This window comes from Hyphomicrobium sp. (genome assembly GCF_041674905.1).
Classification (GTDB): Bacteria; Pseudomonadota; Alphaproteobacteria; order Rhizobiales; family Hyphomicrobiaceae; genus Hyphomicrobium_B.
On record NZ_JBAYUV010000046.1, the window covers coordinates 1 to 25771 of the forward strand.

Here is a 25771-nt window from a genome sequence, read left to right on the forward strand (position 1 = left end):
GCCGGATTTCATCACGAGCCAGCGAATGTCGTAGGTCGCGCCCGAGCGCAACGTAATGCGCGCATCGACGTTCGTGCCGCCCGCATCGCCCGGGCCTTGGCCGACGACGACGGCGCTCGCCACCGGATATTCCGGAGCCGTCTTGGCCGCGTACTTGGCGATGAAATTGATCATGCCGTTGTAGTAGCTCGGACGCTCAGCCTTCGGCAGCGTGCGCGCATGCGGCCCGAGCGCCCTCAAGCCGATGTTAGGCACGTCCATATGCTTGCGGAGGACGTCGCTGAATGCGTTGACGCCGCCCGTGCGCTGGGCGGCCAGCAATTCGTTCTGAACGCCCTGCATATAGGCGCCCGGAGATTCCGCGCGCGCCGTGCTCGTCGTCAGCGCCGCGACGCAGACGATCATGGCAAGTAGCCAGCAGGCGGAGCACGTCCGCGTCCAAACTGTCATCTGCTTGTCTAACCCTCGCATAATCGCCCCTTACCAGTTCTCTTTTCCCAAGTCAGCCCGAAAGGCATCTGCTGCTTTGCGTCTGACCGCACAAACCATCCCACCGCGGTAGAGAAGCAACAATATCGTCAAAACGATGCCCGATTACGATCCGGCTGGTGCAAGATCCGCATCGAATTTGTGGCCGCCTGAAGGCCCGCTGGAAACGGTCGCCACGTCCGGCCGCAGCAGGGGAAGCCCAAGAATACGGCAAAGCTCAAGAATTTCGCCTTTTCCAACTTGCTCCGCCGTCGCCAGAACGAGGCTTCGGCTTGCCTCCGGATGCACCAGCACGACGTCGCGCATGACGCTGGACAGCGATGTCCGGAGTTGTACGGCAACGCCGCTGTAGGTCGCGAGCGGCATCCGCCAGCCATGTGACGAGAACGGTGTCCGGTCGACGACCATCACGTCGCCGTTCCGGATGTCGATGATGCGGTCCGACGCCATCGCAACAACGATGTTGCGTAGGGGCCAGCAGACGAGACCGGCCCAGAAAACGAACGCGACGGCAAGTTCGATCGCGGCGATCGGGTTGGCCGCGAGCACGGCGCGCAGTTCGGGCGAGGTCAGCGCATACACGGCGAGCCCGATTTGCGGGACGACGATCAGCGCCGCAAGGGTTGCCATCAGAAGTAAACCCGGCAGTCTCGCGAGCTTGCGTTCGCTGCGCCTGAGCGTGATCGGCAACTGATAGCTTGCGCCGGAAATCACGACGAATTCAGGGGATTGTCGCTGCATCTACATCACCGCTCCGGCGCCGCTTCAGCGCCAAGGCGGACGTTATGCGCGCGCTTGCTAAAACGTGGTTAAAGGCTGTCCGAGTTTTGACATGCCCCAAAGGGTAATTATATACGTGCTTGACCCAAGAGCCAATTTGCCCTATATTCAGACTACAGACGGAGGGCACGGCCATGAAGCGCGAGATCACAAGCCTTTACCAGTTCTTCGAAGCCTTTCCGGACGAACAGGCGGCGATCGATCACCTCCGCGCGATCCGCTGGCGGGACGGCGCTTTCTGCCCCTACTGCAATTCCAAGCGGGTGATGCACTTCTCCGACAAGCGGACGCACAAGTGCCACGACTGCCGCCAGCGTTTTTCGATCAAGGTGGGCACGATTTTCGAGGACACGAAACTACCGCTGCGCAAGTGGTTCGCGGCCGTCTGGCTGGTTACGAGCCACAAGAAGGGCATCGCCAGCACGCAGCTCGCCAAGGACCTGCAAATTACGCAAAAATCGGCGTGGTTCGTTCTGCATCGTCTCCGTTACGCAGCCAAAACGAAGTCATTCAACCGCCCTTTATTGTCTGGCGAAGTGGAGGTGGATGAATCGTATTTTGGCGGAAAGGAAAAGAACCGCCATGCGTCGCAGCGTAAGAAAGGCCGAAAGCCGAAAGCTGCCGTCTTTGGCATGCTGGCTCGCGATGGTGAGCTTGATGCCCGCAGAATTGAAGATTTATCCGCCAGAGCAATCGTCGGCAGGGTTCGCGACCGCGTCGCTTCTAGCTCAGTAATTATGTCGGACGAATGGGCCGGATATACCGACCTCGTCACGAATTATCTGAAACTGTCAGTAAACCACAGCAAGGGCGAGTATGCTCGCCATCGCGTTATTCACATAAACACTCTGGAAGGCGCTTGGAGCCTGTTCAAGCGGCAGATTTACGGTATTCATCACCACGTTTCTGCGAAGCACTTGGATCGCTATCTTGGCGAAATGTGCTACAGGTACAACCGCCGTGACATGGGCGAAGGTGAGCGCGTCAATGATCTCCTTTCGCAAGTCGAAGGACGATTGACCTATAAGGTTCTGACGCATGACAAGACTGAAGAAAACCTACGAGAAACCTCTCACGATTGACGCCTCCTTCGATGAGGCCTTGCAAAAATTCGTCCAGACAGATCCTGGTGAAATTGACGATAGTGACGATGATCGGTCGCCTGAGGACGTTCGGGTTAGCGAAGATGATGGTGGCAACATCTGCCTGAGCGATTTGTTCGCGCTCGCCGACAAGCCCAAGAATCGCAAGCCCAACGATTGGGCAAGAGGCGCACGAGCCAAAAGGCTGATGGAAGCGCTCTTTAAAAAAACGACGGGAGATTCCCGTCGTTTCTCCAAAGATGACGTTAAAACAATGTACTATAGCGACGGGACAGGGCGCGGCACACGCGTTTACGCTCACCCTGTGCTCGCTTTGGACTATGCCGAGTTTGTTAAACCTGAACTCGGCGTGGCCGTCCGCGAGACGTTCCTAAGATACAAAGCGAAAGACGTAACGCTCGCTCTCGAAATTCTCGACGGACTTACCGCGCAAGAGGAATACGACACTCTGCGCGTTGAACTGCGCAATCTGGTCAAGGAGCACAACAAGCTCTCCGCAGAGGCCGCAAAGGATATCGGCGTTACGAACTTCGAGGCATACAACGGATCCGGGCTGCACGGTCTATATGGAATGACGAAGGCCGAATTGCTCGATCATAAGGAGCTTCCCGAAGGGGAAAATCATTTGAATTTCGCGGGCCATGAAGAACTCGCTGCAAATTATTTCAAAGCAACTCAGGCCGCGGCGAAGCTTAAACGTGACGCAGCGGCGGGAGTAAAGGGACAGGCCCACGCGAACAAGGTGCATAACGAAATCGGACGAGGCGTGCGTAGGCAAATCGAAAGTTGGGGCGGCACCATGCCCGAAGACGAGCCCGTTCTCGATCATGTCAAAGAGGCAGAGAAGCGCCTGAAAGCCGCCGAGAAAGACAAGGCCAAGAAGATCGGTAAGAAGGGCTAGGCCGGATCGTGCTTAGAGTTTCGCCGATATCATAAGACCGACGTCAGCATCCGGATGAACTAGTTCGATCATTTCAAAATCGATCTCCGCCGATTGAAGGATATCGAAAATGATCCTTTCACCAGGATTTAAGTTCGATCTGTTGTGAACGCACAGCCCAAGTCCGCATGGCGCCGTCCGTCCTGGACCGATAGCCGCTCCGGATGAAATCGTCCAACCCTGAAGATTCCCGAACGCGTGAATAAGATCGTTGGCGTATGCGCCGCTATCCGCAGAAGCCATGTCTCTTATGATCGTTAACGAGTAGCTGCCGCCACCTCTGGCGATTGCGGTTCGCGCTATCGACGCCTTTTGGGTGTCGGTCAATCGACGTGGCTTCATTGCGTCAATTTGGGTTTGAAGAGTCCTGATTAGCTCTTGGGCCTCCCCCGGCGGGGTTGACTGCAGTTTGTTGGTTAGTTGGTCGTCGCGCATTTTCAGCCGCTCTTCCAGGTGCGCAATCTTTCCATCCTTGTGGGTAATCACCGTTCCAAAGGCCCACCTTTGAATCAGCCAAATCACGAATGTCGCCATCAGCGCATACGCCGCCGCGAGCGCTGGCGCGCCTTGTATCACGGCCCACTCCTGGGCGAGATGGTCGAGGAACCACTGGAGGCTTGGCATCTGGCGCGCATACCACGATTCTTCAGTGGGTCACAATTGTAAGTAATCGCCCCCCAAAGACAGCTCTTGACACATAAACATATCTTTATATGTTGCTCGCCATGTCGACGGCGGAACTCAAAACATCGGACTTGGTTACGGCGCTGAAAGCGGCCGCCGAGCCGACGCGCCTGCGCATCCTGCTATTGCTCGCCGGCGGGGAACTGAACGTCAAGGACCTGACGCTCGTCCTCGGTCAGAGCCAACCCCGCATCAGCCGGCACTTGAAACTTATGTTCGAGGCCGGCCTGATCGAGCGCTTCCGTGAGGGAAGCTGGGTTTATTTCCACATTTCGGATCGCCAGCCGGGCGGTCGCCTGGCATTGCGGCTCGTGGCCGATGTCGACCCCGCTGAAGCCGCGGTCAGGCTCGACCGCGAACGAGCGGACGCATTGAAGCGCGAGCGCGAGGCCTCAGCTCAGGCCTTCTTCGAAAAGCATGCCGCCGATTGGGACCGCATCCGGACGCTCCACGTTGCCGAGCGGGACGTCGAAGCCGCGATGCGCGAAGCCCTGGGCAGCGGACCGTTTCGCTTTCTCCTCGATCTCGGGACGGGCACGGGCCGCACGCTCGAACTTTTCTCGGACCGCTTCGAAGGCGGCCTCGGCATCGACGTCAATCAGGCGATGCTGGCCTACGCGCGCGCCAAGCTGAAGACGGATGGCTGCACGCGCGCCCAGGTCCGCCACGGCGACATCTATGCGCTGTCGCTCGCCGACCGTCAGGCCGATGCCATCGTGATGCATCAGATCCTGCATTTTCTGTCCGATCCGTCGCTCGCGATCCGCGAGGCAGCGCGCGTTCTGGTTCCTGGCGGCAAACTGCTGATCGTCGACTTCGCGCCGCACGAGCTTGAATTCCTGCGCACCGGGGAAGCGCACGAGCGCCTCGGCTTTTCGCACGAGCAAATCAGCGGCTGGCTCAAGGACGCAGGCCTCGTCCCGCATATGGTGCGCGACCTGACCCGCAAGCCCGGCGGCAGCGAAAACATTTTGACCGTGACGCTCTGGCTTGCCGAGCGTCCGGGCGAATTCATAGGCAACGCGAACAGGGATGCCGCGGCCACCGGCACTCTTGAGGAGGCTCGTTGATGGCGCAGGGCAACGAACGCAAAAGCAAGCTTCTCGGCTCTGGCGACATCGTCGTCAGCTTCGAGTTCTTTCCTCCCAAGACCGAAAAGATGGAGGAGACGCTCTGGTCGTCGATCTCGCGTCTCGCCCCACTTGGCCCCGAGTTCGTCTCGGTCACGTATGGAGCGGGCGGCTCGACGCGCGAACGGACCCATGCGACCGTCACCCGTCTTCTGCGCGAAACCGGCTTGAAGCCCGCCGCGCATCTGACCTGTGTCGATGCGACGAAGGACGAAGTCGACGCCGTCGCGAGAGCGTATTGGGATGCGGGCGTTCGCCATATCGTGGCGCTGCGCGGCGATCCTGCCCAGGGCGCGGGCACGAAGTATGAGCCGTACCCGGGTGGATATACCAACGCCGCCGATCTCGTCGCAGGATTAAAGAAGATCGCGAATTTTGAGATTTCTGTCGCGGGTTATCCTGAGAGACATCCCGAAAGCCCATCGATCGAAGCCGATATCGAAAACCTGAAGGCCAAAGTCGACGCCGGGGCCGATCGCATCATCACGCAATTCGGCTTCGATAATGCGTATTTTCTGCGCTATCTCGAACGCGCGCGGGCGGCAGGAATTTGGGTGCCGATCTCGCCCGGGATCGTGCCCATTCACAATTTCAACCAGGTGTCCGGTTTCGCGAAACGCGCGGGAGCGACGGTGCCGTCATGGCTCGCGCGGCGTTTCGAAGGCCTGGACGCCGACAACGCGACGACGCATCTGGTCGCGGCGGCGGTTGCGACCGAGCAGGTGATGGATCTCGTCGACGAAGGCATCAAGAAATTCCATTTCTACACCTTGAACCGCGCCGATCTCGTTTACGCCATCTGCCACCTGCTGGGGTTGAGGTCTGCACGAGCCGATGCCAGCGCTAACGCAGCCTGATCCAATAAAAGTGAATGCGAGGATGAAATGAGACGTAAGCCGAGTTGGGCAGCGCTGGAAAAGGCCGCGAGCGAACGCATCCTGATCATCGACGGCGCGATGGGCACGATGATTCAACGCCACAAGCTCGGCGAAGAACATTATCGCGGCGAGCGCTTCGCGGACCATTCCAAGGACGTCAAGGGCAACAACGATCTTCTGGTGCTGACGCAGCCGAAGGTGATCGAGGACATTCACGCCGAATACCTCGACGCGGGCGCGGATATCATAGAGACGAATACGTTCAACGCGCAGCGCATCTCGCTCGCCGACTATCACATGGACGAGTTCGGCTACGAGATGAACGTCGCGGCCGCGAAGCTTGCGCGACGCGCCGCCGACGCCGCCACCGCCAGGACGCCGGAGAAGCCGCGCTTCGTCGCCGGTGCCGTCGGCCCAACCAACCGCACGGCGTCGATTTCTCCTCAAGTCAACGATCCCGCTTTTCGCAATGTCAATTTCGACGAATTGCGCGACGCCTACAAAGAGCAGGTGCGCGGGTTGATCGACGGCGGCGCCGACATCATCCTGATCGAGACGATCTTTGATACCTTGAATGCCAAGGCCGCGGGCTTTGCGACGCTCGAGGTGTTTGAGGAAAAGGACCTTGAGCTGCCGATCATGATTTCGGGCACGATCACCGATCGCTCGGGGCGCACGCTGTCGGGCCAGACGGCGGAAGCCTTCTGGTATTCGATGCGGCACCTAAAGCCGTTTTCGATCGGCCTTAACTGCGCGCTCGGCGCTGAGCTGATGCGGCCCTACATTGCCGAGCTTTGCCACGTCGCCGACGTGCGCATCTCCGCTTACCCGAACGCCGGATTGCCGAACGCGATGGGCGAATACGACGAAACGCCGGACGACATGGCGTGCAAGGTCGAGCCCTGGCTCGCCGACGGCCTGATCAATGTCATCGGCGGCTGCTGCGGCTCGACGCCGGACCACATTGCGCACATCGCCAGCCACGCAAAAAAGCATAAGCCGCGGACGCCAACGCAATTGCAGCCGCGACTGCGTCTGTCCGGCCTCGAACCATTCGTCCACGGATAGCAGAAACGACGGACGCTATTTCCTCTCCCGGACCGGGAGAGGATGCCCGCAGGGCAGGTGAGGGACTTGAATGCGATGGAATGGTGATGCAATGGCGGGGTCGTTGACAAATAGGGCACGGGTTCTGCGCAAGATGCAGACGGACGACGAACGCAAGCTCTGGGCGCGGTTACGTGACCGTCGGCTCAACGGACTGAAATTTCGCAGGCAAGCGCCTTGCGGCCCATACGTTGTCGATTTTCTCTGTGAAGCGGCTCGACTGATTGTCGAACTCGATGGGTCGCACCACGGTATGCCGGATCAGATCGAGCACGATGACCTAAGGACGAAACATCTGGCAGAGCTTGGCTATCAGGTTGTTCGCGTCTGGAATGTCGATCTAAGATCCAGCTTAGAAGGAGTTCTTGACGAAATCGTCGCAACCGCAAACCTCCGGCTTAACCCCTCATCCGCCCCTTCGGGGCACCTTCTCCCTCAGGGAGAAGGAATTCCTCGGGAAGTATAAAAATGACAGCAGGAAATGCCGCGCAATTGTTCATCAACGTCGGTGAGCGAACGAACGTCACGGGGTCGGCCAAGTTTCGCAAGCTGATCGAGCAGAACGATTATGCCGGTGCTCTCACCGTTGCGCGCCAGCAGGTCGAAGCGGGCGCGCAGATCATCGACATCAACATGGATGAGGGCTTGCTCGATTCCGAGAAGGCGATGACCACGTTCTTGAACATGATCGCGTCCGAGCCCGACATATCGCGCGTGCCGGTCATGATCGACAGCTCGAAATGGACCGTTATCGAGGCGGGCCTCAAGTGCGTACAGGGCAAGGCGATCGTCAACTCGATCAGCATGAAGGAAGGCGAGGGGCCGTTCCTCGAGCAGGCGCGCAAGGTTCTGCGTTATGGCGCGGCCGTCGTGGTCATGGCCTTCGATGAAGTAGGCCAGGCCGACACCGTCGAACGCAAGGTGTCGATCTGCGAGCGCGCTTACAAGCTGCTGACGGAGAAAGTCGGGTTTCCGCCCGAGGACATCATTTTCGATCCCAATATTTTCGCAGTCGCGACTGGTATCGAGGAGCATAGCGGCTACGGCATCGCCTTCATCGAGGCGGCGCGGCAGATCAAGGAGAAGATGCCGCTCGTGCATATCTCCGGCGGCGTCTCGAACCTGTCGTTCGCGTTTCGCGGCAACGAGCCGGTGCGCCAGGCAATGCACTCGGTATTTCTCTACTATGCCATTCAGGCCGGCATGGACATGGGCATTGTCAACGCAGGTCAGCTGACGGTTTACGACGACATCCCGGCCGAACTGCGCGATCTGTGCGAAGACGTGATCTTCAATAAGCGACTCGACGCGACGGACCGCCTTCTCGATGCGGCTCCGAAATTCAAAGGCGAAGGCGGCGCAAAAGCCAAGGAGAAGGATCTCACTTGGCGCGAAGGCACCGTCGAGCATCGCCTGTCGCACGCGCTCGTTCACGGCATCACGGAATTCATCGAAGTCGACACGGAAGAAGCGCGCGCAAAAGCCGAGAAGCCGCTGCACGTCATTGAAGGTCCGCTGATGGCGGGCATGAATGTCGTCGGCGATCTATTCGGCGCGGGAAAGATGTTCCTGCCGCAGGTCGTCAAGTCGGCGCGCGTGATGAAGCAGGCAGTCGCCTATCTGCAACCGTATCTCGAAGCGGAAAAAATCGCTTCAGGCGTCGATCGGATGCCGTCCGCAGGCAAGATCCTGATGGCGACCGTCAAGGGCGACGTGCACGACATCGGCAAGAACATCGTCGGCGTCGTTCTCCAATGCAACAACTACGAGGTGATCGACCTCGGCGTGATGGTTCCGGCCGCCAAGATTCTGGCGACGGCCAAAAAAGAGAACGTCGACATGATCGGCCTCTCGGGCCTCATCACGCCGTCGCTCGACGAAATGTGCTTCGTCGCGGCCGAGATGGAGCGCGAAGGCTTCTCGTGCCCGTTGCTGATCGGCGGCGCAACGACGAGCAAGGTGCATACCGCCGTCAAGGTCAGCCCGAACTATCAGAAAGGGCAAGCCGTCTACGTGCTGGATGCCAGCCGCGCGGTCGGCGTCGTGTCGAACCTGCTTTCGCAGACCGCGAAGGAACCGTTCGTTCAGAACATCAAAACCGAATACGCGAAGGTTCGCGAAAATCACCTTGCGCATGAGGCGCGCAAACAGCGCATCACGCTCGAAGCCGCGCGCGCCAACAAATTCAAGATCGATTGGGACGCGTTCAAGCCGGTGAAGCCGAGCTTCCTTGGCGTCCGCACGTTCCAAAACTACAATCTCGCGTCCCTCGTGCCCTACATCGATTGGACGCCGTTCTTCCAGGCGTGGGAGCTTGCGGGCCGATATCCGCAAATTCTGACCGATAATAAGGTCGGCGCCGAAGCGAAGAAGCTCTTCGAGGATGCGAAGGTGATGCTGAAGCGTATCGTCGAGGAAAAGTGGGTGACAGCATCAGCGGTTATCGGCCTCTGGCCGGCGAACAGTGTCGGCGACGACATTGAAGTCTACACGGACGATACGCGGTCGAAGCGGCTTACGACGCTCTATACCCTGCGCCAGCAGATCGCCCGCGATCCGTCACGCAATCGCTCGCACACGGCGCTCGCCGACTTCATCGCGCCGAAGGAAACCGGCCTCGCAGATTATGTCGGCAGCTTTGCCGTGACCGCAGGTATCGGCGAAGACGAAGCGATCGCCGAGCACATAAAGAAGACCGACGATTACAGCCGCATCATCGCCAAGGCGCTGTGTGATCGCCTCGCGGAAGCCTTCGCCGAAGCGATGCACCACAAGGTGCGTAAGGACCTTTGGGGCTACGCGAAGGGCGAGAAGCTCACGAACGACGATCTGATCCTGGAGAAATACCAGGGCATCCGCCCCGCTCCTGGTTATCCGGCACAGCCCGATCACACGGAAAAAGCCACGATCTGGGAGCTGATGGACGTGCACAAGAATGCCGGAATCGAGTTGACCGAAAGCTTCGCGATGTGGCCCGGCGCCGCCGTGTCCGGTTTCTACTATGCGCATCCCGACAGCCATTACTTCGGCGTTGGAAAGGTCGAGCGCGACCAGGTCGTCGACTATGCTGCGCGTAAGGGCTGGACCGTGGAAGAAACCGAGCGCTGGCTGTCGCCGGTGCTGAATTACGATCGCCAGGCGGCCACGATCAAAGCGGCCTGATCGTAAACGCGACGCTATTCACGAAAAAAACCGGCGCGGTCACATCAGTGCCGCGCCGATGGTCATTTGGCTCGCGCCAAGCGTCCTGGAAGTTCCCCGTCTCGTTGGCTCCTTGGAGCGATTGTCGCGGGTTTGCGTTTCAGGCGTTCCTCAAATCATTCCGATAACGACCGCAATCACGAAACCAAATGACAGGACAGCAGCAAGAACGTTGAACTTTGCTTGCAGGGTCATACCGTCACCTCTCGAATAGAGAGTTCTGGATTTCGTTTCGCCTCTCTCTGAAGCGCATCGAAAGCTACGCAGCCGAAAGCGGCGCTGACAAGCGAAAAGCATTTTGCGATGCAGAGAGACAGCGCCGATTCAAGACGTGTCACCGCGGCGCGACCCGAGCGTCGCCGTGTTTTGCCTGTTCCCCGCCGGTTAGGGAATTTTCCAGCGTGTAGTGACGAAAAGAACTGCGTTTCCAATCTCGCAGACGAAACGCGGTCTTTTCGTGCGCGGGCAAAAAATCAGCAGGCGTCGCGTTGCGATGCACTTGAAATGCGGTGCACAAAAAAGAACTGTAAATAATTATCCTTACGCCCGGAAATTTCGCGTCTATGGCGCGATCGAATTCCGTTCAAACGGCTGCGAGCCGTTTGCGCAATAGAATTTCCGAGCTTCCTTCGACCACGAGATCGCTCAGCGTTGCAATGCGGCCGAAGCCGTGGCGTTCGTAAAATGACAGCGCCCGCGTGTTGAATTCCGATGCCGCGACCCAGAGATTTTGGGCATCGATGCCACGCGCTTCGCTCTCGAGCCAGTCGAGGATCGCCCCGCCGATGCCATGGCTTTGATAGGCCGGGAGAACGCCAAGAAACTGCAGGTAGGGACCGCGCAGCCAGTTGCTCCGGATGCTGATGGCGCCTGCGATGACGCGATCCGCCTTGATCGCAAAACGCGGCGCGCCCGCTTCGTCATTCGCGAGAAACGCCGTCAACGCTTCTCCCGTATAGGCATAGCGCGCCCAGGGATCGATGCTGGAAAGCAGCGGGCCGATGATCTTTGCGGCAACCGGCGTCATGGGCTCGAGGTCGAACCCGCGCAGCCGAACAGCCTTGAGGCGCGCACTCGTCATGTCACTTCGCGCCGTCGGCCGGTTGCTTCGCGCGAGAACGCTGCGGTTTGACCGACGTCGCCCAAGGCTTGACCGCTGCGGCGCGTTGCGTCGGACCTGACGCAACCGCTTGCGGTTTCGAGGTGGCGTTGAGCGGGTGTTGCAAGGCGCCGAGGAAATCGTAGCGGTTGGTATCGCCGGGTTTGCGGTCGTAACATTCAGCCGTGATGACCGGCTTCCCGATGGCGATAAGCTCGCTGACGGTGAGGAACTTGTAGCCCTTGGCCTTGAGCTTCGGGATGGCGATAAGCAGCGCCTCCGCCGTATGCCAGCCGCGTCCGTTTGCATGGTTGACGATGATCGAGCCGGGCTTCGTCTCATTGACCATCGCGTCGGCAATCCGCTGCGCCGACGTGTGCGGGTCGGGATCGCCGGTTGCGACGTCCCACTGGATGGCAAGCATCCCGGCATCGTTGACGGCTTTCATCGACGCGTCGTTGCAGGCCCCATAGGGAAAGCGAAACACCTTCGGCTGCTCGGGAATGTCCCGCACCGCGTCCGACGACGAGGCGAGGCACTGGTTCGCGGTGAGATCGGCGCGTGCGTCTGCATAGGCCTTTTGCGGGGCGACGACCTGCTGGCGGACCGCCGCAGGCGCCAGCAGTCGCAGATTCGCATGCGTTTCCGTGTGGTTTCCGATTTCAAACAACGGATCGAGCATCAGCTGTTCCGTGCGGGCGCGATGCGAGACGATCCATTTGCCGCCCGCGAAGAACGTCGCCTTGACGCCTTGCTGACGCAGGTAATCGAAGATGCGGCCATCGTAGCCCGCGATCTCGCCGCGCTGCTCGCAAAGATCGAACGTCAGCGCGACGACTTTTTCGCCGCCCGGGACGTCGACGCGCCGGATCGCGCCGCGAAGGCCGTCCGGCACCGCCGATGCGGGCTTGAAATCGCCGAGCTTGATTGCCGCGTCGAAGGAGTGATTGCCTTTTGCCGCCTGCTCTTCGCCCGCTACCCCCGCAAGCGCCGCGTCCGGGAAGCACGCATGTTGAACCGCCGCATCGCCCGCAAGTCCTGGTGCCGCGAAAGCGAGGCCCGAAAGCCCGAGGGTCAACGCAAGACCAAATCGATGGCCCGAGTATTTCATTTGCCTTTGAACACCGGTTTGCGCTTTTCGAGGAAGGCGCGCCGTCCTTCGGCGTAGTCGTCGCTCGCGAAGCAGGCTTCGACGGCAGCGTCGAGTTTCGCCATATCCGGATGCTCCGGCCGCCGGGAAATTTCATCGATGACGCACTTCGCTGCGGCCACCGAAAGCGGCGCATTCTCGGCGATCTCTTGCGCCAGCGCTCGGACGGTCGCTTCGATTTCGCCTTTCGGCACAAGTTGCGTGATGAGGCCCATCGCCTCCGCGTCGGCGGAGCGGAAACGCCGGCCCGTGAACAGCAGCTGCTTGGCGCGATCGGCGGGCACAGCCGCGAGGATGGGCCGAACCCAGCGGGCGTTGTAGCCGATGCCGAGCTTGGCGGCGGGGATGGCGAACTGGCTTGTTTCATCTGCGATGCGCATGTCGCAACAAAGCGCAAGCCCGAGGCCGCCGCCGAGGCAAAATCCTTGGATCATCGCGATCGTCGGCTTTTGACAATCGATCAACGCATTGAAAGCGGCATCGTTCAGCGCGTCGTAGACCTTGGCGGCGTCGCCCGTGCGGCCGCTTTCGAATTCGGAGATGTCGGCGCCGGCGGAAAAGGCCCTCTCTCCCGCCCCGCGCAGGACGACGACGCGAACCTCGTCGTCCGCCGTCGCGCGCCCGATGGAGGCAGGCAGCGACCCCCACATGCCCCCTGTGAGCGCGTTCATGCGCGACGGGTTGTCGGCCGTGATCCAGGCGATTGCGCCGTCCTTGGCGCATCTTAGCGCCGGGCCGTCACCCTTGGTCTCTGCCTCTGCCATTCCTAGGCCATCCTTTTGCTGTCGGGCCATTTAATGAGCAATTCAGGGTACCGCAAAGATTGCTGCGGGCGGCAGATGCGCGCGGTGCGGCAAGACATATATAATGGTTGCCCGTTCTCCGATTGACCCGGGCGCGGGCCATCGTTAATCGGCTTTGGAATAATCGTCAGTCGGCGGGTCATATTAACGGCGGGATAGCGCCGGGACCTGCGAGCAAGAGGCCTCACGTGTCGAACGCCAAGACAGCAACGCCGAAGATCCAGATCGTCGACCCGATCTGGACGCAGATCCGGTCCGAAGCGCAGGCGGCGATGACGGCGGAACCGGCGCTCGGCAGTTTTATCTTTGCGACCGTTCTCAGCCATCAGCACCTCGAGGAGGCGATCTGCCATCGTCTGGCCCAGCGGCTCAACCATACCGACGTCGATGCCGGATTGATCTCGCAGACCTTCCTCAGCGTGCTCGAAGACGACGACAAGCTTGGTAAGATTTTCCGGGCTGATCTTTCCGCGGTTTATGATCGCGATCCCGCATGCACGCGCTATCTCGATCCGCTGCTTTACTTCAAAGGCTTCCACGCGCTCGTCACGCATCGCTTCGCGCACGCGCTCTGGAAGAGGGGCCGCCGCGACTTCGCGCTTTATCTGCAAAGCCAGGGCTCGCGCTTTTTCAGCGTCGACATTCACCCCGCCGCCCGTTTCGGGCAGGGGATCATGCTCGACCACGCGACCGGCTTCGTTGTCGGTGAAACGGCTGCGGCGGGCGACAACTGCTCGTTCCTGCACGCCGTGACGCTCGGCGGCAGCGGCAAGGAAACAGGCGACCGCCATCCCAAGATCGGCGATAACGTCCTGGTCGGTGCGGGAGCCAAGATCCTCGGCAACATCAAGGTCGGCTCGTGCTCGCGGATCGCCGCCGGATCGGTCGTCCTGTCGGACGTTCCGCCGAACGTTACCGTCGCCGGGGTTCCGGCAAAAATTGTTGGCAGTGCCGGTTGCGCCGAACCCGCCCGCTCGATGGAGCAGGGTTGGGTCGACGATTTCGGCGGCCTTTGACACTCACCAGGAGACAAGAACTTGAAGAAAGACGAGCTAGCAAAGCTTCAGGCCTATTTGCGCAAGACGTTCGGTGCCCCGTCGCTGGAAGTCAGGCCGCAGCCGAAGAAAGACGACATGGCCGAAGTCTTCATCAACAGTGAGTTCGTCGCCGCGCTCTATCGTGAGGAAGACGAGGGCGAAATCTCCTATCAGCTGCAGATGGCTATCCTCGACATGGATCTCGAAGGCGTGTGAGACTGCGAGAGGATCGCCGATGACGCTCTACAACCTGGACGGCGTTGACGTTGCAACGCCCGCCAGCGGCGCTTTTTGGGTCGCGCCCAATGCGGTGCTGCTCGGCAAGGTGAAGCTGGAAGAAGAAGCCAGCGTCTGGTTCGGCGCCGTGCTGCGCGGCGACAACGAGTGGATTACGGTCGGCGAACGCTCAAACGTCCAGGACGGCTGTGTGCTCCATACCGACCCCGGATTTCCGCTGACGATCGGCGCCGACTGCACCATCGGCCATATGGTCATGCTGCACGGCTGCACGATCGGGCGCGGCAGCCTGATCGGCATCGGATCGATCATTCTGAATGGCGCGAAGATCGGCGAGGAGTGCGTCATCGGAGCGAACACGCTCATCTCCGAAAACAAGGAAATCCCGCCGCGGTCCATGGTGATGGGCTCGCCCGGCAAGATCATCCGGCAGATCGACGACGACGAGATCGTGCGTTTCCAGCGCGGCGCCGGGCGCTATGTCGCCAACTGGAAGCGCTTTGCGGCCGGACTGAAACCTCAGACTTGAAACCCCAGAGATTGAAATCTCGGACGACCTGAGACGCGAGCGCGCTGCACTCAAGAGGCCGCCGCCTGATCCTCGCCTGTCGCGCGGGCGGAAGGCGAGGAAATGTCTTGCTGGTCAGATCAGGGAAAGACTTCGATACCCTGGAACTCCGTCGGCTCCGTCGTTGATTGAACGCCCGCGATGGCTGCCGGCGTCGAAGCATCGTTCGGATCGAGCGAAACCCAGGCTTTCGGATCCACATACGATTGCCGCATCACATAGTGATAGGGCGTCTGGTTCCAAAGCCGGACGATGTCGATCTTGTTGTCCAGGATGCAGTCGCCGAGCGTCGTGCGCACGGTTAGCACCGCGTGCCCTTCGTTCTTCTCGTCGCGAACCACCGTCATCAGAAACGCGCTCGACGGCCAGCCGCGCGCGATCAGGCGATGACGCTTGAGGAGCGCGTAATCCTCGCAGTCGCCGCGCGTCTTCGGCAGCGTCCAGTATTCGGTGACGCCGTAGACTTCCATATCCGTCGCCGGCTCGATTTCATGATTGACCGTGCGATTGATAACGTCGATGTCGCTCAGGTTCTCAGGCGTCGCCTCGATGCGCGCGTCGCTGTAGTTCTTTGTGATGCACTCGGCCGGCTCCCGCTCGCAGAAGGAGACGAAGCCATAAGGAGCCTGCGAGCTGCCATAGATCCGCATGAATTCCGGAGCGCGCTTCGCCGCCGGACTGACGATGGCAAGCTGCTGCGCCGCCGCCGGCATAGCTACCGCCAAGAAACTCAAGACCACGCCAGTGGCCACGCTACCGTACATCATGATACGCCCTCGAACACGGTACGATACACTAAGCGAAACACTTGTTTTTAGCATGAATGCAGTCGTCGGCATTCGCACCAAAAACGTATAAAAATTTAACTTCGAGATTTTGGCAACTCGGCGGGCGATTTGAGGCATCACACAACCAACGCAAAACGATTATGGAAAACTATCGCGCAAAGCCTCGGGAGATTGCGGCGTCAAGAATTGCACCCCGATGCCCTGCTCGTGATGTCTTCGAACGATTGCCCGGGTTTTTCCGGCAACGACAAAACTCCCGAACGGAGGCCGCGCTGGTGTGCCGAGGGACGCGCCTGATGCCGAAAGATCCAGCAATTCGACGTCGATGATGACGTCTTCGACCCTCAACGTCGTCCGCCGCCCGCGAGTTCCAATGCGCTCGTGCAGGCGTCCGGCTTCCTCGGGGAAGTCTCCCCGGTTGACGAGCCACATAATCTGCGCCGCGAGCTTTTCCCGCTTGTACTCAGTGACTTTGAAAGTGAAGGCAAATCCCTCGGGCGTATGGCGTGCAACGTAGCCCTCGATGCCTCCCAGGTGATCGAAATAGGCGACCACACGCTCTCCGATCTCCGGCGCGTGCGGGGACACGACGGCCGCGCCTCCAACGGAGATATTCTCGAGCTGACAATTGAATTCGTTTCGGTCGGCGCGCATGAAGCGGCCGGCAAGTGACAACGGCAACCGGCGATGCCGGCGCATGTCGCGCGCGGTAGCTGCGTCCACCGGGCGCACAGGTTCGCGAAGTGATGTAGAATACGCGGCCATGGCAGGTCCTTAAGGTCTGCAAAAAACCTGTTTGGGACGTCGGCCGCGAAGTGCTCGGAAGACGACCCGCGTCGACTATGAGGGCCTGCTCCTTAATGAACTTCTAACTTGCGGGTCATTATCGCCGTCGAACTCGGACGCTGGCGGGCTTAACGGCCTTAAAGGTTAAATTTGATCCAAAACGATCACTCGTTATCGACGCGGCTGAGACCGCCTTCGTAAACCCTGAATTGACGTCGATCCGATCGAACGATCCGCGCCTCGCGGATCGTCGGCATCAGGGTGGGAACATGCCGCTCCGGGTCAACCGCCAGAGGAAGCCCGTCGGGGTAAACGATCTCGTGGCTAATGAGCTTCCTTTGCGTCAGCGCGACGGTTCCAAGCCAATTTGGTTTGTTGCTCGGCACAAACGCGCCAAGGAAGCGATCGATCGTGTCGCGCGTGTGTATCATCGGCAGGATCAGGAGTTCGAACTCGGTCGATAGCCCGCTGGCGCTACCCGCCATGATCCGAAACACGCAGACCGCGCCGTCCGAAGCGCTCAGGGCAATCTGCTGTTGCACGATGCGGGCGTCGGCATCGCCGAAAAGCTGGAACAGATTGACGCCACGAAAATCGATGCCGAAGGCCTCGCAGATGCGGGTTCCGGCGAGCCTGAAGCGCAGGGTCGCAGGCGCGATGCGTTCCAGGATAAAGGTATCGGGCAGATGTCCGGAGATGCACGATGGCTCGATTTCGAAACGCTTCGGTGCGATCCGGTCGCCGCGCAGGTCGTTCCAGTACGAATAGAGCGCTTGACTGACAGATTCTTGCATGAGCATGCGCCCGTCCTGTTAGCTAAGGGTTCGCACCCGAGCCGTGCCATTCCGGAACACGCCGTCGCGGCGGGCATCGGACCTGTGGACGAGGGAGCATCCTTCATGCCATCGGGGATGCGACCGGCCCGCGTGGCCGGTTAATGCCGGTAAGAACGAGCAACGCGATCGAAATGAACCTTAACGAGGCAAAGGAGCAGCGATCGCTCCAGCCGTCAGAGTGGGAAGCCCGTGACAAAGCGAGAACCAATCTTCAACGTGCCGGGCGGTGTGCTGGCGACGCTCGCGGTTTTGATCATCGTCCATGCGACGCTCTCGTTTCTGACCCCGTCGCAGTACGAATGGTGGGTCTTGGCGCTGGCCTTCATTCCGGCCCGCTATGCCGGGTTCGCGGCCGAACTGCCCGGAGGCGACACCGCGTCGGTCACGTCTTTCATCACACACATGACCGTACACGCCGATCTCATGCACCTCGGCTTCAATGCGGCATGGCTTCTGGCATTCGGCTCTGTGCTCTGCGCGCGCCTCGGAAGCCTTCGCTTTCTTGCGTTTTCCATCTCGGGCGGAATAGCTGGAGCGCTGCTCTTTCTGGCGTTCAATCCCGGGCTCGCCGCGCCGGTCATCGGTGCGTCTGGCGCCATCTCCGCGATGATGGGCGGCGTCATGCGCTTCCTGTTCAATGCCATCGATCGCCGCGAAGGCTATTTGCTTCGTGAGGAACCGCGATCGATCCCGAGCATGTCCCTCGCGCAAAGTCTCAAGGATCGCCGCGTCGTTCTCGCGTCGCTCGTATTCGTCGGAGTGAATCTCCTGGCAATTGTGGGATTTGGGAAATTCGGTGAAAGCGGCGCGATTGCATGGGAAGCGCATATCGGCGGATATATTTTCGGCTTATGCGCATTCGGCGCCTTTGATGTTGCGACGCAAAACACTAATCCGCCTGCGTCTGAATTCGATTGAGGGCTTGCATTCGCGGCAAAATTGCATCAGCCTTCACGTAGTTCGCCGCAAAGAGCGAACATATGACCGTGGGAAAACGCTACGGAAGCCGGCCGAAACCCGGACAGCGCGCCAATCGAATTCGGGCGCGTATCGCGTGCGCGTATATTCGGACCGGTCTTCCAGAAACGGAGGCTAGAGCTGTGATTATTGGACAGATACTCAAGTCCAAGGCGCGCGGGGTCATGACGGCGTGTCCGGAAGACTCCATTCAGGAAATTGCGCTACGCTTGTCGAGCCGCAAGATCGGCGCGATCGTTATCGTCGGCGAGAGCGGCAAAGTCGTTGGCATCATTTCCGAGCGCGACATCATTCGACTGATCGCGGAGCATGGGCCTGAAGCACTGAAGATGACGGTAAGCCGAGGCATGACGCGCAACGTCGTCTCGTGCACGGAAAGCTGCACCATCGAAGAAATCATGGAAACGATGACGCGCGGGCGCTTCCGGCATTTGCCAGTCATAAAGGACGACGCGCTCGTCGGGATTGTCTCGATTGGCGATATCGTCAAGCACCATACCGCTGAAGTCGAGCTGGAAGTGACCGCGATGCGCGGCTACTTGGCGACCGGCTGAAAGGCATTCGCCGAAGACTTAGACAGCGCGCGACCGCGTTCCTCGATGCTGGACGCGCGCTTCGTCTCTCGCGTCCCGATCTCGCGAACGATATCGTCGAGCTGGCGTTCGACCGCTTGGCTGCCGCGTTCGATCGCTTCCTTGGCGCGATGAAAATCGAACAGTCCGATGTCTTGCAATCGCGGTGAGATCATCACGTCGGGCGGATCGCCCGCGAGGCGCGAACGTGCGATGCGATCCTGAACGATATTGAACGCATCGACCATGACGGTCGAAATTCCTGGCGCGCCGTCGCCGCGGCCAAAAAACTGCCGGTGCAGCAGGGCGCGAACGCCGGTCGTCTTGTCCGGACGCGTGTCTTCATCGGCCGCGAGACGTTTCTCCTCATCCTCGTGGTCTTGGTAGATCGCTTCCGGCATCGACATGACGCTTCCACGCCCGAGAATGTCGAAGTTCAGATTGACCGCGATGACGTATCGGGCGCCGAGCGCGCGGCACACCGAAACCGGAATAGGATTGACCAGCGCGCCGTCGAACAGCCAGCGCCCATTGACCTTGACCGGCTTGAAAACGCCCGGCAGCGCATAGGAGGCCCTGACGGCCTCGACCAGGCGCCCGCGAGACAGCCAGTGCTCGTGGCCCGTGCCAACTTCTGTGGCGACCGCCGTGAAGCGTGTTTTCAGGCTTTCGATATTGCAATCGCCGAGATGCTGCTCGAGACGGCCGCATAGCCGCTGGCCGCTGATCAGACCCGTACCCGCGAGATTGAAATCGAGATATCCGAAGATTCGCTTCGGCGTCAGATCGAGCGCCCAGTGCTCGAGATTATCGAGATGTCCCGCGGAATAGCACCCGCCCACGACCGCGCCGATGGACGTGCCCGCGATGATGTCCGGTTGGATTCCGGCTCGCGCCAGCGCTTTCAGGACGCCGATGTGAGCCCATCCTCGCGCCGCGCCGCCACCCAACGCTAACCCGACTTTTACATCCGACATCCCCGGCATATGGCACTCCTGACCGTATCTGACGGCCACCGCGCGAAACGCGGACGCCGCCTTTCAGGTCTCTGGTTCTCCAGCGAATGCTAACGCCGCGGGCCTTAAGGCCCCGCTACCAATAGGTAACCAATCAGTGAACCTAGTTGCGGATCAACCCGAAAGAGCGTCGTGCTGGAACATCAGCCACGCCCGGTGGGACGTGGCAGTGCAGCCCGTTCAAGGTTCATGCCAACGGAAGGATCGGCTGTGGTGACCAGCCGGCGATAGAAGCACGACGGCGCGCCGGTGTGGCAGGCAACGCCATCGCCGGCGACATCGGCAAGAAGCCAGACGACGTCCTGATCGCAATCGGTGCGGATTTCTCTCACGTTGAGAATATTGCCGCTCTCCTCGCCCTTTTTCCAGAGCTTGCCGCGCGACCGGCTCCAGAAGTGCGCGACGCCGGTCGCAATCGTTTCCCTGAGCGCCGTCTCGTTCATGTGCGCGAACATCAGGACGTTCCCCGATTTCGCATCGGAGACGATCGCCGGGATCAGTCCGTCCGCCCCGAACTTGGGGACAAAGGACAACGTCTGTTCGATCGTTTCGCCGGGCCGCAGCTCGCGCGAACTCTTGCTCGTCTCTGTCATGTGCATCCCATTGCGGACTGGAGGCTAGTCGCGGATTACCGCCATGAAGCGATCGCGCAACGCCGCATCGCGCGCGAACTCGCCGAGAAAGCGGAACGTGACGGTCGCGACGCCACGCTGCTGGACGCCGCGCGCCGCCATGCAGTGATGCCGGGCGCTCAGCATGACCGCGACGCCTTTCGCCCGGAGCCCTGCTTCGAGCGCCGCTGCGATCTGGTCGGTGAGCCCTTCCTGTGTCTGCAGACGGCGGGCGAAGATGTCGACGACGCGTGCGATCTTGGACAGCCCGATAATGCGCTCCGACGGCAGATAGGCGACGTGCGCCGTGCCGAAGAAGGGCGCGATATGGTGCTCGCAATGGCTCTCGAAAGCGATATCCTTCAACAGCACCATTTCATTGTAGCCGGTCGGCTCCTCGAAGGTCTGGGCGAGTTCCGCCAGCGCATCCTCCTTGTAGCCCTTGAAATATTCTCCGAACGCATCCGCCACCCGTTGCGGCGTTTTTTCCAGGCCCGGACGCGCCGGATTATCGCCGCTCCAGGCAATCAGCGTGCGCACGGCCTCCTCGGCTTCGGCGCGCGAAGGACGGCGCGGCGACAGCGCGGTAACGGGCGTCGGGAGCGGGAGCTTTTTCATGTGATCCGTGGCCTTGCGAGCGATCGCCGGTCCTCGCATTGGCGGCCGGCGTATCCTATATAGGGTGCCCTATATACGACGTGCCGGGCATTTGGACGAGTGTCGATGCCAGGCGACGGTGAACCAGGGTTTCCATGGCCGACCTCGACGAAATCTACAATACGCGCATTCTTGAGCTGGCGGGCGCGATCTCGCGCACCGAACGCCTGGACCATGCCGACGCCCGCGCGACGGCCCATTCCAAGCTCTGTGGCTCGACCGTAACCATCGATCTGGCGCTCCGCGACGGCCGCATTATCGACTACGGGCAATCGGTCAAGGCATGCCTGCTGGGTCAGGCCTCGGCTTCTGTCATGGCGCGCGAAATCGTTGGCTCAACGCCCGATGAACTTCGTGCCGTTGCCCGGAAAATGCGCGCCATGTTGAAGGATGGCGGCCCCCCTCCGGCCGGCCGCTGGGCCGACCTCGCGACGCTGGAACCTGTTCGTAATTATAAAGCCCGGCACGCATCGACCCTGCTTGTGTTCGATGCCGTTGAAAGCGCGCTTGACGAAATTGCCGCCGGGCGCGACGCGGCCGTCGCCAGCCAATAACCTTTACGGCAGAAACATCCGCGAAGCGGCCCCGAAGTGGATCAGCAAGGCTGAGCTTTTCCGATATTTTGCGTCTCGCGCTCGCATGGCATTTCTTCCCGCGACATCATCTCATGCGTGAACGTCTTCTCCGGGAAAAGTGGGAGTGGAAGTCTTCGTCGCCTCCGAGTATGTCCGTACGTGGAGTGCAGGCGTTCGATAAAATCGGCTCGCGCGATAAGGGTCCGGACCCGAAGGCTATGGAGAGTGTTGATGGCGTCCAACGGCGACAACGTTAAACCGGCAAGCGATGCTCATTCGCCCATCGGGGCGATCAAGTGGGGTGCGATCGCCGTCCTTGCAGTGCTCGCGATTTATGGTCTTCAGGGAAAGACCTCGGCGGAGGGGCAGCTTTCCACGCTCAAGAGCGAAGCCGATGCGCTGCGGAAGCAGGTCGACACCGCCGCCGAGCAGCGGAAAGCCTCGCAGGAGGAAATCGCGCGCCTGAAGACCGCTGAAGCGGATGCCTTGCGTCAGGTCGAGGAAGGCAAGACCGACGTTTCGACCGCGATGGGCAAGGTGACCGAACTCGACGCAAAATCGCAAGCCTTGGACAAGCAGGTCCAGGACCTCAAAGCGAAGCTCGCCGCGACCGAAGATCAGCAGGCGAAATCGGGCACGGCCCTGGAGGACGCCAACCGGGCGAAGGCCGATCAGGAGAAGGCGAGAGCCGACGCCGAAAACGCCAAAGCAGCGGCCGAAAAAGCAAAGGCAGACGCGGAGGCAGCCGCCGTATCTCTTCAGAAGCAGGTGGAGACTCTGAACGCCGACCTCGCAGCCGCGCGGAAAGACCTGGAAGCAGCCAAGGCCGCGGCCGTTGACGCGTCTGGGTCTAGCGCTCCGGCTCCGACGGCCCCCTCCGAGCCGCAGCCGCAAGCTCCGGCGCAATCGCCCCCTGCGGGCTCTGCAACGCCCTGACCCGTGGGCTCGACGGCGCGCTGATCTTGCACTTTTCTCCGAACTTGGAGTTTGCTGATTGTCAGGTGATGTTCCTGATCAGCCAGTTCGTCTTGAACCTGGACCGCCGTCCATGAGCCGCATTGCGAAGGCGCTGCTGAAAGCGCCAATTCACGTTTATCGCGTGACGTTCAAGCCGCTGGTCGGCGGCCAATGCCGCCACTGGCCGACGTGCTCGCAGTATGGGCTGGAAGCCATAGAACTCAACGGCGCCTGGCGCGGCTTCTGGCTCACCCTTTCGCGGTTTCTCCGATGCGGACCGGGTGGCACCCACGGGATCGATCCGGTGCCTGACATTCGCGGCGACCGCCATCCGTTCGCACCTTGGCGCTACGGCAGATGGGGACGGAAAGGTCAGGCGGCAGCGACCGAAGACTGAGACGCGAGAGCGTCCGACGCTGCGTCGGCCTCGAATGCGGGCAGGTCGTTGCCGGCCGCCGATCCAAAATAATCGACGTCGCGATCGAGCTCTAAGGCCGTGCGCGAAAGTTCGAGCAGGTTGTCGAAGGCGACCTTCGCGATCAGTTCGAAGCTCATCATCTCCCAGGCGTTGGCGCCCTGGTAGGACTGGCCCGCAAGCAGCGTTTTCACCGCGATCTCGGGGCAGGCGTCATTTTTCAGGAACGTGGCGAGCGACGGTGCGATCGAGGCAGGGATTTTGATCGTTCCTTCCGGCCAGCTCTGCGAATAAGCGGCGCGGCGGAAAAGCGTCTCGGTCGAAAAATGCGTTTCGAGGGCAGCCTGGGCGGCAGGCTCGACGATCGCCTGCACGAAGCACGCCGGGCGCACCTTGCCCTGCACGTTGACCATGCGCTTGCGGATGAGAAGTTTGGCTGTCACGTCGGCTCCCCGATTGAGAACCTGACGCTACGCCAGAACCGTAAGAATTGGCCTCTGTGAATGCTTAGAATTGCACGGAAGGTCGAAGGACTTTCGCAACACCTGCGGCGGCGGGGCATATCGCCAGTCGTCAAGACGCCTTGACTTGACGCGGATCGGCCCCCATTAGCGGTCTCGACATCGTCTTACGCCGCGCCCGTTGGCGGCGAGTGAGCACAGGAGGCCCGAATGACCGACGTCACCATTACGTTCCCCGACGGCAAACAGCGCCAGGTCAAAGCCGGAACGACGGGCCTCGAAATCGCCAAATCGATCTCGCCATCGCTCGCCAAGCGCACGGTTGCCATGCAACTCGACGGCGTGCTCGCGGATCTGGTCGACCCGATCAGCAAGGACGCCTCGATCAACTTCGTCTCGCGCACCGACGCGGCAGCGCTGGAGCTGATCCGGCACGACGCCGCGCACGTCATGGCGGAAGCCGTGCAGTCGCTCTGGCCCGGTACTCAGGTGACCATCGGTCCGGTGATCGACAACGGCTTTTTCTACGACTTCGCCAAGCAGCAGCCGTTCGAGCCGGAAGACATTCCGAAGATCGAAAAGAAAATGGGCGAGATCATCGCCAAGAACGCGCCGTTCACGAAGGAATTCTGGTCGCGCGATGCGGCCAAGAAATTCTTCCGCGACAAGGGCGAGAATTTCAAGATCGAACTGGTCGACGCAATCCCGGCTGGCGAAGACCTGAAGATCTATAAGCAGGGCGACTGGCTCGATCTCTGCCGCGGCCCGCACATGACTTCGACGGGCCAGATCGGCAAGGCGTTCAAGCTGATGAAATTTGCGGGCGCCTACTGGCGCGGCGACAGCAACAATCCGCAGCTGCAGCGCATTTACGGCACCGCCTTCGCGACCGAGGATGAGCTGAAGGCCTACCTGCATCAGCTCGAGGAAGCCGAGAAGCGCGACCACAGGAAGCTCGGCCGCGAGATGGATCTCTTCCATTTCCAGGAAGAAGCGCCGGGCTCCGTCTTCTGGCACGCCAAGGGCTGGACCCTGTTCCAGACCTTGATCGCCTACATGCGCCGCCAGCAACAGCGCGCCGGATACGAGGAAGTGAACTCTCCCGACATGATGGAGAAGCACTTCTGGGAGCTATCCGGTCACTGGGAAAACTACGGTGAGAACATGTTCACGACCGTCCTTCCGGACGAGCGCGTGTTCTGCTGCAAGCCGATGAACTGCCCCGGGCACGTGCAGATTTATAAGAACGGACTGAAAAGCTATCGCGACCTGCCGTATCGCATCGCCGAGTTCGGCAAGGTGCATCGCTACGAGCCGTCCGGCGCGCTGCACGGCATGCTGCGCGTGCGCCACTTCACGCAGGACGACGCACACATCTTCCTGACCGAAGATCAGATCATGGAGGAATGCCTCAAGATCAATGATCTGATGCTCTCGATCTATAAGGACTTCGGCTTCGAGGATATCGTCATCAAGCTTTCGACCCGGCCTGAGAAACGCGTCGGCGCGGACGAGCTGTGGGACAAAGCCGAGAAAGCGCTGGGCGATGTTCTCGACGAGGTCAAGCGGCGCTCGAACGGCTTGATCAAGACCGAAATCCAGCCGGGCGAAGGCGCGTTCTACGGACCGAAGCTCGAATACGTCTTGAAGGATGCCATCGGCCGCGACTGGCAGTGCGGCACGACCCAGGTCGATTTCAATCTCGCGGGACGCCTTGGCGCGTTCTATATCGACGAACATTCGGAAAAGAAAACGCCGGTGATGGTCCACCGCGCGATGTTCGGATCGCTGGAGCGCTTCACCGGCATCCTGATCGAAAACTTCGCCGGACATTTCCCGCTGTGGCTCGCGCCGTTGCAGATCGTCGTCGCGCCGATCGTTTCGGATGCGAACGATTACGCCAACGAGGTCGC

28 protein-coding genes and 1 pseudogene are annotated in these 25771 nt (G+C 60.4%); 16 read left to right on the forward strand and 13 right to left on the reverse strand.

Annotated elements, in window-relative coordinates; translation table 11 throughout:
• Window positions 1-450, reverse strand: a 450-nt coding sequence (locus WC026_RS15220; RefSeq protein WP_372711859.1) for an ABC transporter substrate-binding protein, incomplete at its 3' end; no start/stop codon positions are given.
• A 144-nt stretch (window positions 451-594) separates the two neighbouring features.
• Window positions 595-1230 carry a hypothetical protein gene (locus WC026_RS15225; protein ID WP_372711860.1) on the reverse strand — a complete coding sequence of 212 codons (636 nt, stop codon included), beginning with the start codon at window positions 1228-1230 and terminating at the stop codon, window positions 595-597.
• A 173-nt stretch (window positions 1231-1403) separates the two neighbouring features.
• Here WC026_RS15225 and WC026_RS15230 point away from each other — a divergent pair, with 173 nt between their 5' ends.
• Complete coding sequence (locus tag WC026_RS15230) at window positions 1404-2351, forward strand: IS1595 family transposase (protein WP_372711861.1); 948 nt, start codon at window positions 1404-1406, stop codon at window positions 2349-2351.
• Window positions 2308-3273, forward strand: coding sequence for a KilA-N domain-containing protein (locus WC026_RS15235; RefSeq protein WP_372711862.1), 966 nt, complete (start codon window positions 2308-2310; stop codon window positions 3271-3273). Before WC026_RS15230 ends, WC026_RS15235 begins: the two co-directional genes overlap by 44 nt.
• A 12-nt stretch (window positions 3274-3285) precedes the next feature.
• Here the strand turns inward: WC026_RS15235 and WC026_RS15240 are convergent, their stop codons facing one another.
• Window positions 3286-3936 (reverse strand): hypothetical protein, encoded by a 651-nt coding sequence (locus WC026_RS15240; protein WP_372711863.1) that lies wholly within the window; start codon window positions 3934-3936, stop codon window positions 3286-3288.
• 89 nt (window positions 3937-4025) lie between these two features.
• On the opposite strand from WC026_RS15240, the gene WC026_RS15245 reads away from it, so the two are divergent.
• From WC026_RS15245 to metH, 5 genes and pseudogenes are all read left to right on the forward strand, one after another.
• Window positions 4026-5066 (forward strand): ArsR/SmtB family transcription factor, encoded by a 1041-nt coding sequence (locus tag WC026_RS15245; protein ID WP_372711864.1) that lies wholly within the window; start codon window positions 4026-4028, stop codon window positions 5064-5066.
• Window positions 5066-5983, forward strand: coding sequence for a methylenetetrahydrofolate reductase [NAD(P)H] (gene metF / locus WC026_RS15250; RefSeq protein ID WP_372711865.1), 918 nt, complete (start codon window positions 5066-5068; stop codon window positions 5981-5983). Before WC026_RS15245 ends, metF begins: the two co-directional genes overlap by 1 nt.
• 27 nt (window positions 5984-6010) lie before the next feature.
• The gene (locus WC026_RS15255; protein ID WP_372711866.1) at window positions 6011-7072 is read left to right on the forward strand and encodes a homocysteine S-methyltransferase family protein; all 1062 of its coding nucleotides are present in this window, start codon (window positions 6011-6013) and stop codon (window positions 7070-7072) included.
• Between the two features lie 91 nt (window positions 7073-7163).
• Window positions 7164-7577 (forward strand): endonuclease domain-containing protein, encoded by a 414-nt coding sequence (locus WC026_RS15260; RefSeq protein ID WP_372711867.1) that lies wholly within the window; start codon window positions 7164-7166, stop codon window positions 7575-7577.
• 29 nt (window positions 7578-7606) lie between these two features.
• Window positions 7607-10273: pseudogene (metH, locus tag WC026_RS15265) on the forward strand (methionine synthase); the annotation flags it as partial.
• A gap of 622 nt (window positions 10274-10895) precedes the next feature.
• Here the strand turns inward: metH and WC026_RS15270 are convergent.
• The 3 genes from WC026_RS15270 to WC026_RS15280 are packed head-to-tail and all read right to left on the reverse strand — an operon-like array spanning window position 10896 to window position 13325.
• A complete protein-coding gene (locus WC026_RS15270) occupies window positions 10896-11393 on the reverse strand; it encodes a GNAT family N-acetyltransferase (RefSeq protein WP_372711868.1) in 498 nt (165 codons plus the stop codon).
• A 1-nt stretch (window position 11394) separates the two neighbouring features.
• Window positions 11395-12522, reverse strand: a complete 1128-nt coding sequence (locus tag WC026_RS15275) for a polysaccharide deacetylase family protein (RefSeq protein ID WP_372711869.1) — start codon at window positions 12520-12522, stop codon at window positions 11395-11397.
• Complete coding sequence (locus WC026_RS15280; RefSeq protein ID WP_372711870.1) at window positions 12519-13325, reverse strand: enoyl-CoA hydratase; 807 nt, start codon at window positions 13323-13325, stop codon at window positions 12519-12521. The genes WC026_RS15275 and WC026_RS15280 overlap by 4 nt, the downstream gene beginning before the upstream one ends.
• A gap of 227 nt (window positions 13326-13552) precedes the next feature.
• On the opposite strand from WC026_RS15280, the gene cysE reads away from it, so the two are divergent.
• Genes cysE through WC026_RS15295 form a run of 3 tightly spaced genes read left to right on the forward strand, consistent with a single transcriptional unit; the run spans window position 13553 to window position 15167 of the window.
• Entirely contained in the window at window positions 13553-14380 is an 828-nt protein-coding gene (cysE, locus tag WC026_RS15285; protein WP_372711871.1) for a serine O-acetyltransferase, read from the forward strand.
• Window positions 14381-14401: 21 nt separating this feature from the next.
• On the forward strand, window positions 14402-14617 hold the full coding sequence (locus WC026_RS15290) for a DUF3126 family protein (protein ID WP_372711872.1): 216 nt from the start codon (window positions 14402-14404) through the stop codon (window positions 14615-14617).
• Between the two features lie 19 nt (window positions 14618-14636).
• On the forward strand, window positions 14637-15167 hold the full coding sequence (locus tag WC026_RS15295; protein WP_372711873.1) for a gamma carbonic anhydrase family protein: 531 nt from the start codon (window positions 14637-14639) through the stop codon (window positions 15165-15167).
• Window positions 15168-15286: 119 nt separating this feature from the next.
• Here WC026_RS15295 and WC026_RS15300 read toward each other — a convergent pair whose 3' ends face one another.
• From WC026_RS15300 to WC026_RS15310, 3 genes are all read right to left on the reverse strand, one after another.
• Window positions 15287-15973 carry a transglutaminase-like cysteine peptidase gene (locus tag WC026_RS15300; protein WP_372711874.1) on the reverse strand — a complete coding sequence of 229 codons (687 nt, stop codon included), beginning with the start codon at window positions 15971-15973 and terminating at the stop codon, window positions 15287-15289.
• A gap of 159 nt (window positions 15974-16132) precedes the next feature.
• Entirely contained in the window at window positions 16133-16759 is a 627-nt protein-coding gene (locus tag WC026_RS15305; RefSeq protein ID WP_372711875.1) for a PilZ domain-containing protein, read from the reverse strand.
• A gap of 185 nt (window positions 16760-16944) precedes the next feature.
• Window positions 16945-17574: a PAS domain-containing protein gene (locus WC026_RS15310; RefSeq protein ID WP_372711876.1), complete on the reverse strand. Its 630-nt coding sequence runs from the start codon at window positions 17572-17574 to the stop codon at window positions 16945-16947.
• A 231-nt stretch (window positions 17575-17805) separates the two neighbouring features.
• Here WC026_RS15310 and WC026_RS15315 point away from each other — a divergent pair, with 231 nt between their 5' ends.
• Both WC026_RS15315 and WC026_RS15320 read left to right on the forward strand, forming a co-directional pair.
• Window positions 17806-18534, forward strand: coding sequence for a rhomboid family intramembrane serine protease (locus tag WC026_RS15315; protein WP_372711877.1), 729 nt, complete (start codon window positions 17806-17808; stop codon window positions 18532-18534).
• A gap of 182 nt (window positions 18535-18716) precedes the next feature.
• Window positions 18717-19148 (forward strand): CBS domain-containing protein, encoded by a 432-nt coding sequence (locus WC026_RS15320; protein ID WP_372711878.1) that lies wholly within the window; start codon window positions 18717-18719, stop codon window positions 19146-19148.
• Here the strand turns inward: WC026_RS15320 and WC026_RS15325 are convergent.
• The 3 genes from WC026_RS15325 to folE all read right to left on the reverse strand — a co-directional run bounded on the left by WC026_RS15325 (window position 19130) and on the right by folE (window position 21411).
• Window positions 19130-20152, reverse strand: a complete 1023-nt coding sequence (locus WC026_RS15325) for a patatin-like phospholipase family protein (protein ID WP_372711879.1) — start codon at window positions 20150-20152, stop codon at window positions 19130-19132. The genes WC026_RS15320 and WC026_RS15325 overlap by 19 nt on opposite strands.
• Window positions 20153-20325: 173 nt before the next feature.
• Window positions 20326-20775, reverse strand: a complete 450-nt coding sequence (hisI, locus tag WC026_RS15330; RefSeq protein WP_372711880.1) for a phosphoribosyl-AMP cyclohydrolase — start codon at window positions 20773-20775, stop codon at window positions 20326-20328.
• A gap of 24 nt (window positions 20776-20799) precedes the next feature.
• The gene (folE, locus tag WC026_RS15335; protein ID WP_372711881.1) at window positions 20800-21411 is read right to left on the reverse strand and encodes a GTP cyclohydrolase I FolE; all 612 of its coding nucleotides are present in this window, start codon (window positions 21409-21411) and stop codon (window positions 20800-20802) included.
• Window positions 21412-21545: 134 nt separating this feature from the next.
• Between folE and WC026_RS15340 the strand changes: the two genes are divergently transcribed.
• From WC026_RS15340 to yidD, 3 genes are all read left to right on the forward strand, one after another.
• On the forward strand, window positions 21546-22004 hold the full coding sequence (locus WC026_RS15340; RefSeq protein WP_372711882.1) for an iron-sulfur cluster assembly scaffold protein: 459 nt from the start codon (window positions 21546-21548) through the stop codon (window positions 22002-22004).
• Between the two features lie 252 nt (window positions 22005-22256).
• Window positions 22257-22961 carry a hypothetical protein gene (locus WC026_RS15345; protein WP_372711883.1) on the forward strand — a complete coding sequence of 235 codons (705 nt, stop codon included), beginning with the start codon at window positions 22257-22259 and terminating at the stop codon, window positions 22959-22961.
• Between the two features lie 112 nt (window positions 22962-23073).
• Window positions 23074-23379, forward strand: a complete 306-nt coding sequence (yidD, locus tag WC026_RS15350) for a membrane protein insertion efficiency factor YidD (RefSeq protein WP_372711884.1) — start codon at window positions 23074-23076, stop codon at window positions 23377-23379.
• Here the strand turns inward: yidD and WC026_RS15355 are convergent.
• Window positions 23355-23840, reverse strand: coding sequence for a hypothetical protein (locus WC026_RS15355; protein ID WP_372711885.1), 486 nt, complete (start codon window positions 23838-23840; stop codon window positions 23355-23357). The two genes, yidD and WC026_RS15355, sit on opposite strands and share 25 nt — an antisense overlap.
• A 228-nt stretch (window positions 23841-24068) precedes the next feature.
• On the opposite strand from WC026_RS15355, the gene thrS reads away from it, so the two are divergent.
• A partial coding sequence (gene thrS, locus WC026_RS15360; protein WP_372711886.1) for a threonine--tRNA ligase occupies window positions 24069-25771 on the forward strand: 1703 nt, incomplete at its 3' end.

Coding starts and splice junctions, on each gene's coding strand:
- WC026_RS15225 (WP_372711860.1), bottom strand. CDS start 1,230: ATGCAGCGACAATCCCCTGAATTCGTCGTGATTTCCGGCGCAAGCTAT.
- WC026_RS15230 (WP_372711861.1), top strand. CDS start 1,404: ATGAAGCGCGAGATCACAAGCCTTTACCAGTTCTTCGAAGCCTTTCCG.
- WC026_RS15235 (WP_372711862.1), top strand. CDS start 2,308: ATGACAAGACTGAAGAAAACCTACGAGAAACCTCTCACGATTGACGCC.
- WC026_RS15240 (WP_372711863.1), bottom strand. CDS start 3,936: ATGCCAAGCCTCCAGTGGTTCCTCGACCATCTCGCCCAGGAGTGGGCC.
- WC026_RS15245 (WP_372711864.1), top strand. CDS start 4,026: ATGTTGCTCGCCATGTCGACGGCGGAACTCAAAACATCGGACTTGGTT.
- metF (WP_372711865.1), top strand. CDS start 5,066: ATGGCGCAGGGCAACGAACGCAAAAGCAAGCTTCTCGGCTCTGGCGAC.
- WC026_RS15255 (WP_372711866.1), top strand. CDS start 6,011: ATGAGACGTAAGCCGAGTTGGGCAGCGCTGGAAAAGGCCGCGAGCGAA.
- WC026_RS15260 (WP_372711867.1), top strand. CDS start 7,164: ATGGCGGGGTCGTTGACAAATAGGGCACGGGTTCTGCGCAAGATGCAG.
- WC026_RS15270 (WP_372711868.1), bottom strand. CDS start 11,393: ATGACGAGTGCGCGCCTCAAGGCTGTTCGGCTGCGCGGGTTCGACCTC.
- WC026_RS15275 (WP_372711869.1), bottom strand. CDS start 12,522: ATGAAATACTCGGGCCATCGATTTGGTCTTGCGTTGACCCTCGGGCTT.
- WC026_RS15280 (WP_372711870.1), bottom strand. CDS start 13,325: ATGGCAGAGGCAGAGACCAAGGGTGACGGCCCGGCGCTAAGATGCGCC.
- WC026_RS15295 (WP_372711873.1), top strand. CDS start 14,637: ATGACGCTCTACAACCTGGACGGCGTTGACGTTGCAACGCCCGCCAGC.
- WC026_RS15300 (WP_372711874.1), bottom strand. CDS start 15,973: ATGATGTACGGTAGCGTGGCCACTGGCGTGGTCTTGAGTTTCTTGGCG.
- WC026_RS15305 (WP_372711875.1), bottom strand. CDS start 16,759: ATGGCCGCGTATTCTACATCACTTCGCGAACCTGTGCGCCCGGTGGAC.
- WC026_RS15310 (WP_372711876.1), bottom strand. CDS start 17,574: ATGCAAGAATCTGTCAGTCAAGCGCTCTATTCGTACTGGAACGACCTG.
- WC026_RS15325 (WP_372711879.1), bottom strand. CDS start 20,152: ATGCCGGGGATGTCGGATGTAAAAGTCGGGTTAGCGTTGGGTGGCGGC.
- hisI (WP_372711880.1), bottom strand. CDS start 20,775: ATGACAGAGACGAGCAAGAGTTCGCGCGAGCTGCGGCCCGGCGAAACG.
- folE (WP_372711881.1), bottom strand. CDS start 21,411: ATGAAAAAGCTCCCGCTCCCGACGCCCGTTACCGCGCTGTCGCCGCGC.
- WC026_RS15340 (WP_372711882.1), top strand. CDS start 21,546: ATGGCCGACCTCGACGAAATCTACAATACGCGCATTCTTGAGCTGGCG.
- WC026_RS15345 (WP_372711883.1), top strand. CDS start 22,257: ATGGCGTCCAACGGCGACAACGTTAAACCGGCAAGCGATGCTCATTCG.
- yidD (WP_372711884.1), top strand. CDS start 23,074: ATGAGCCGCATTGCGAAGGCGCTGCTGAAAGCGCCAATTCACGTTTAT.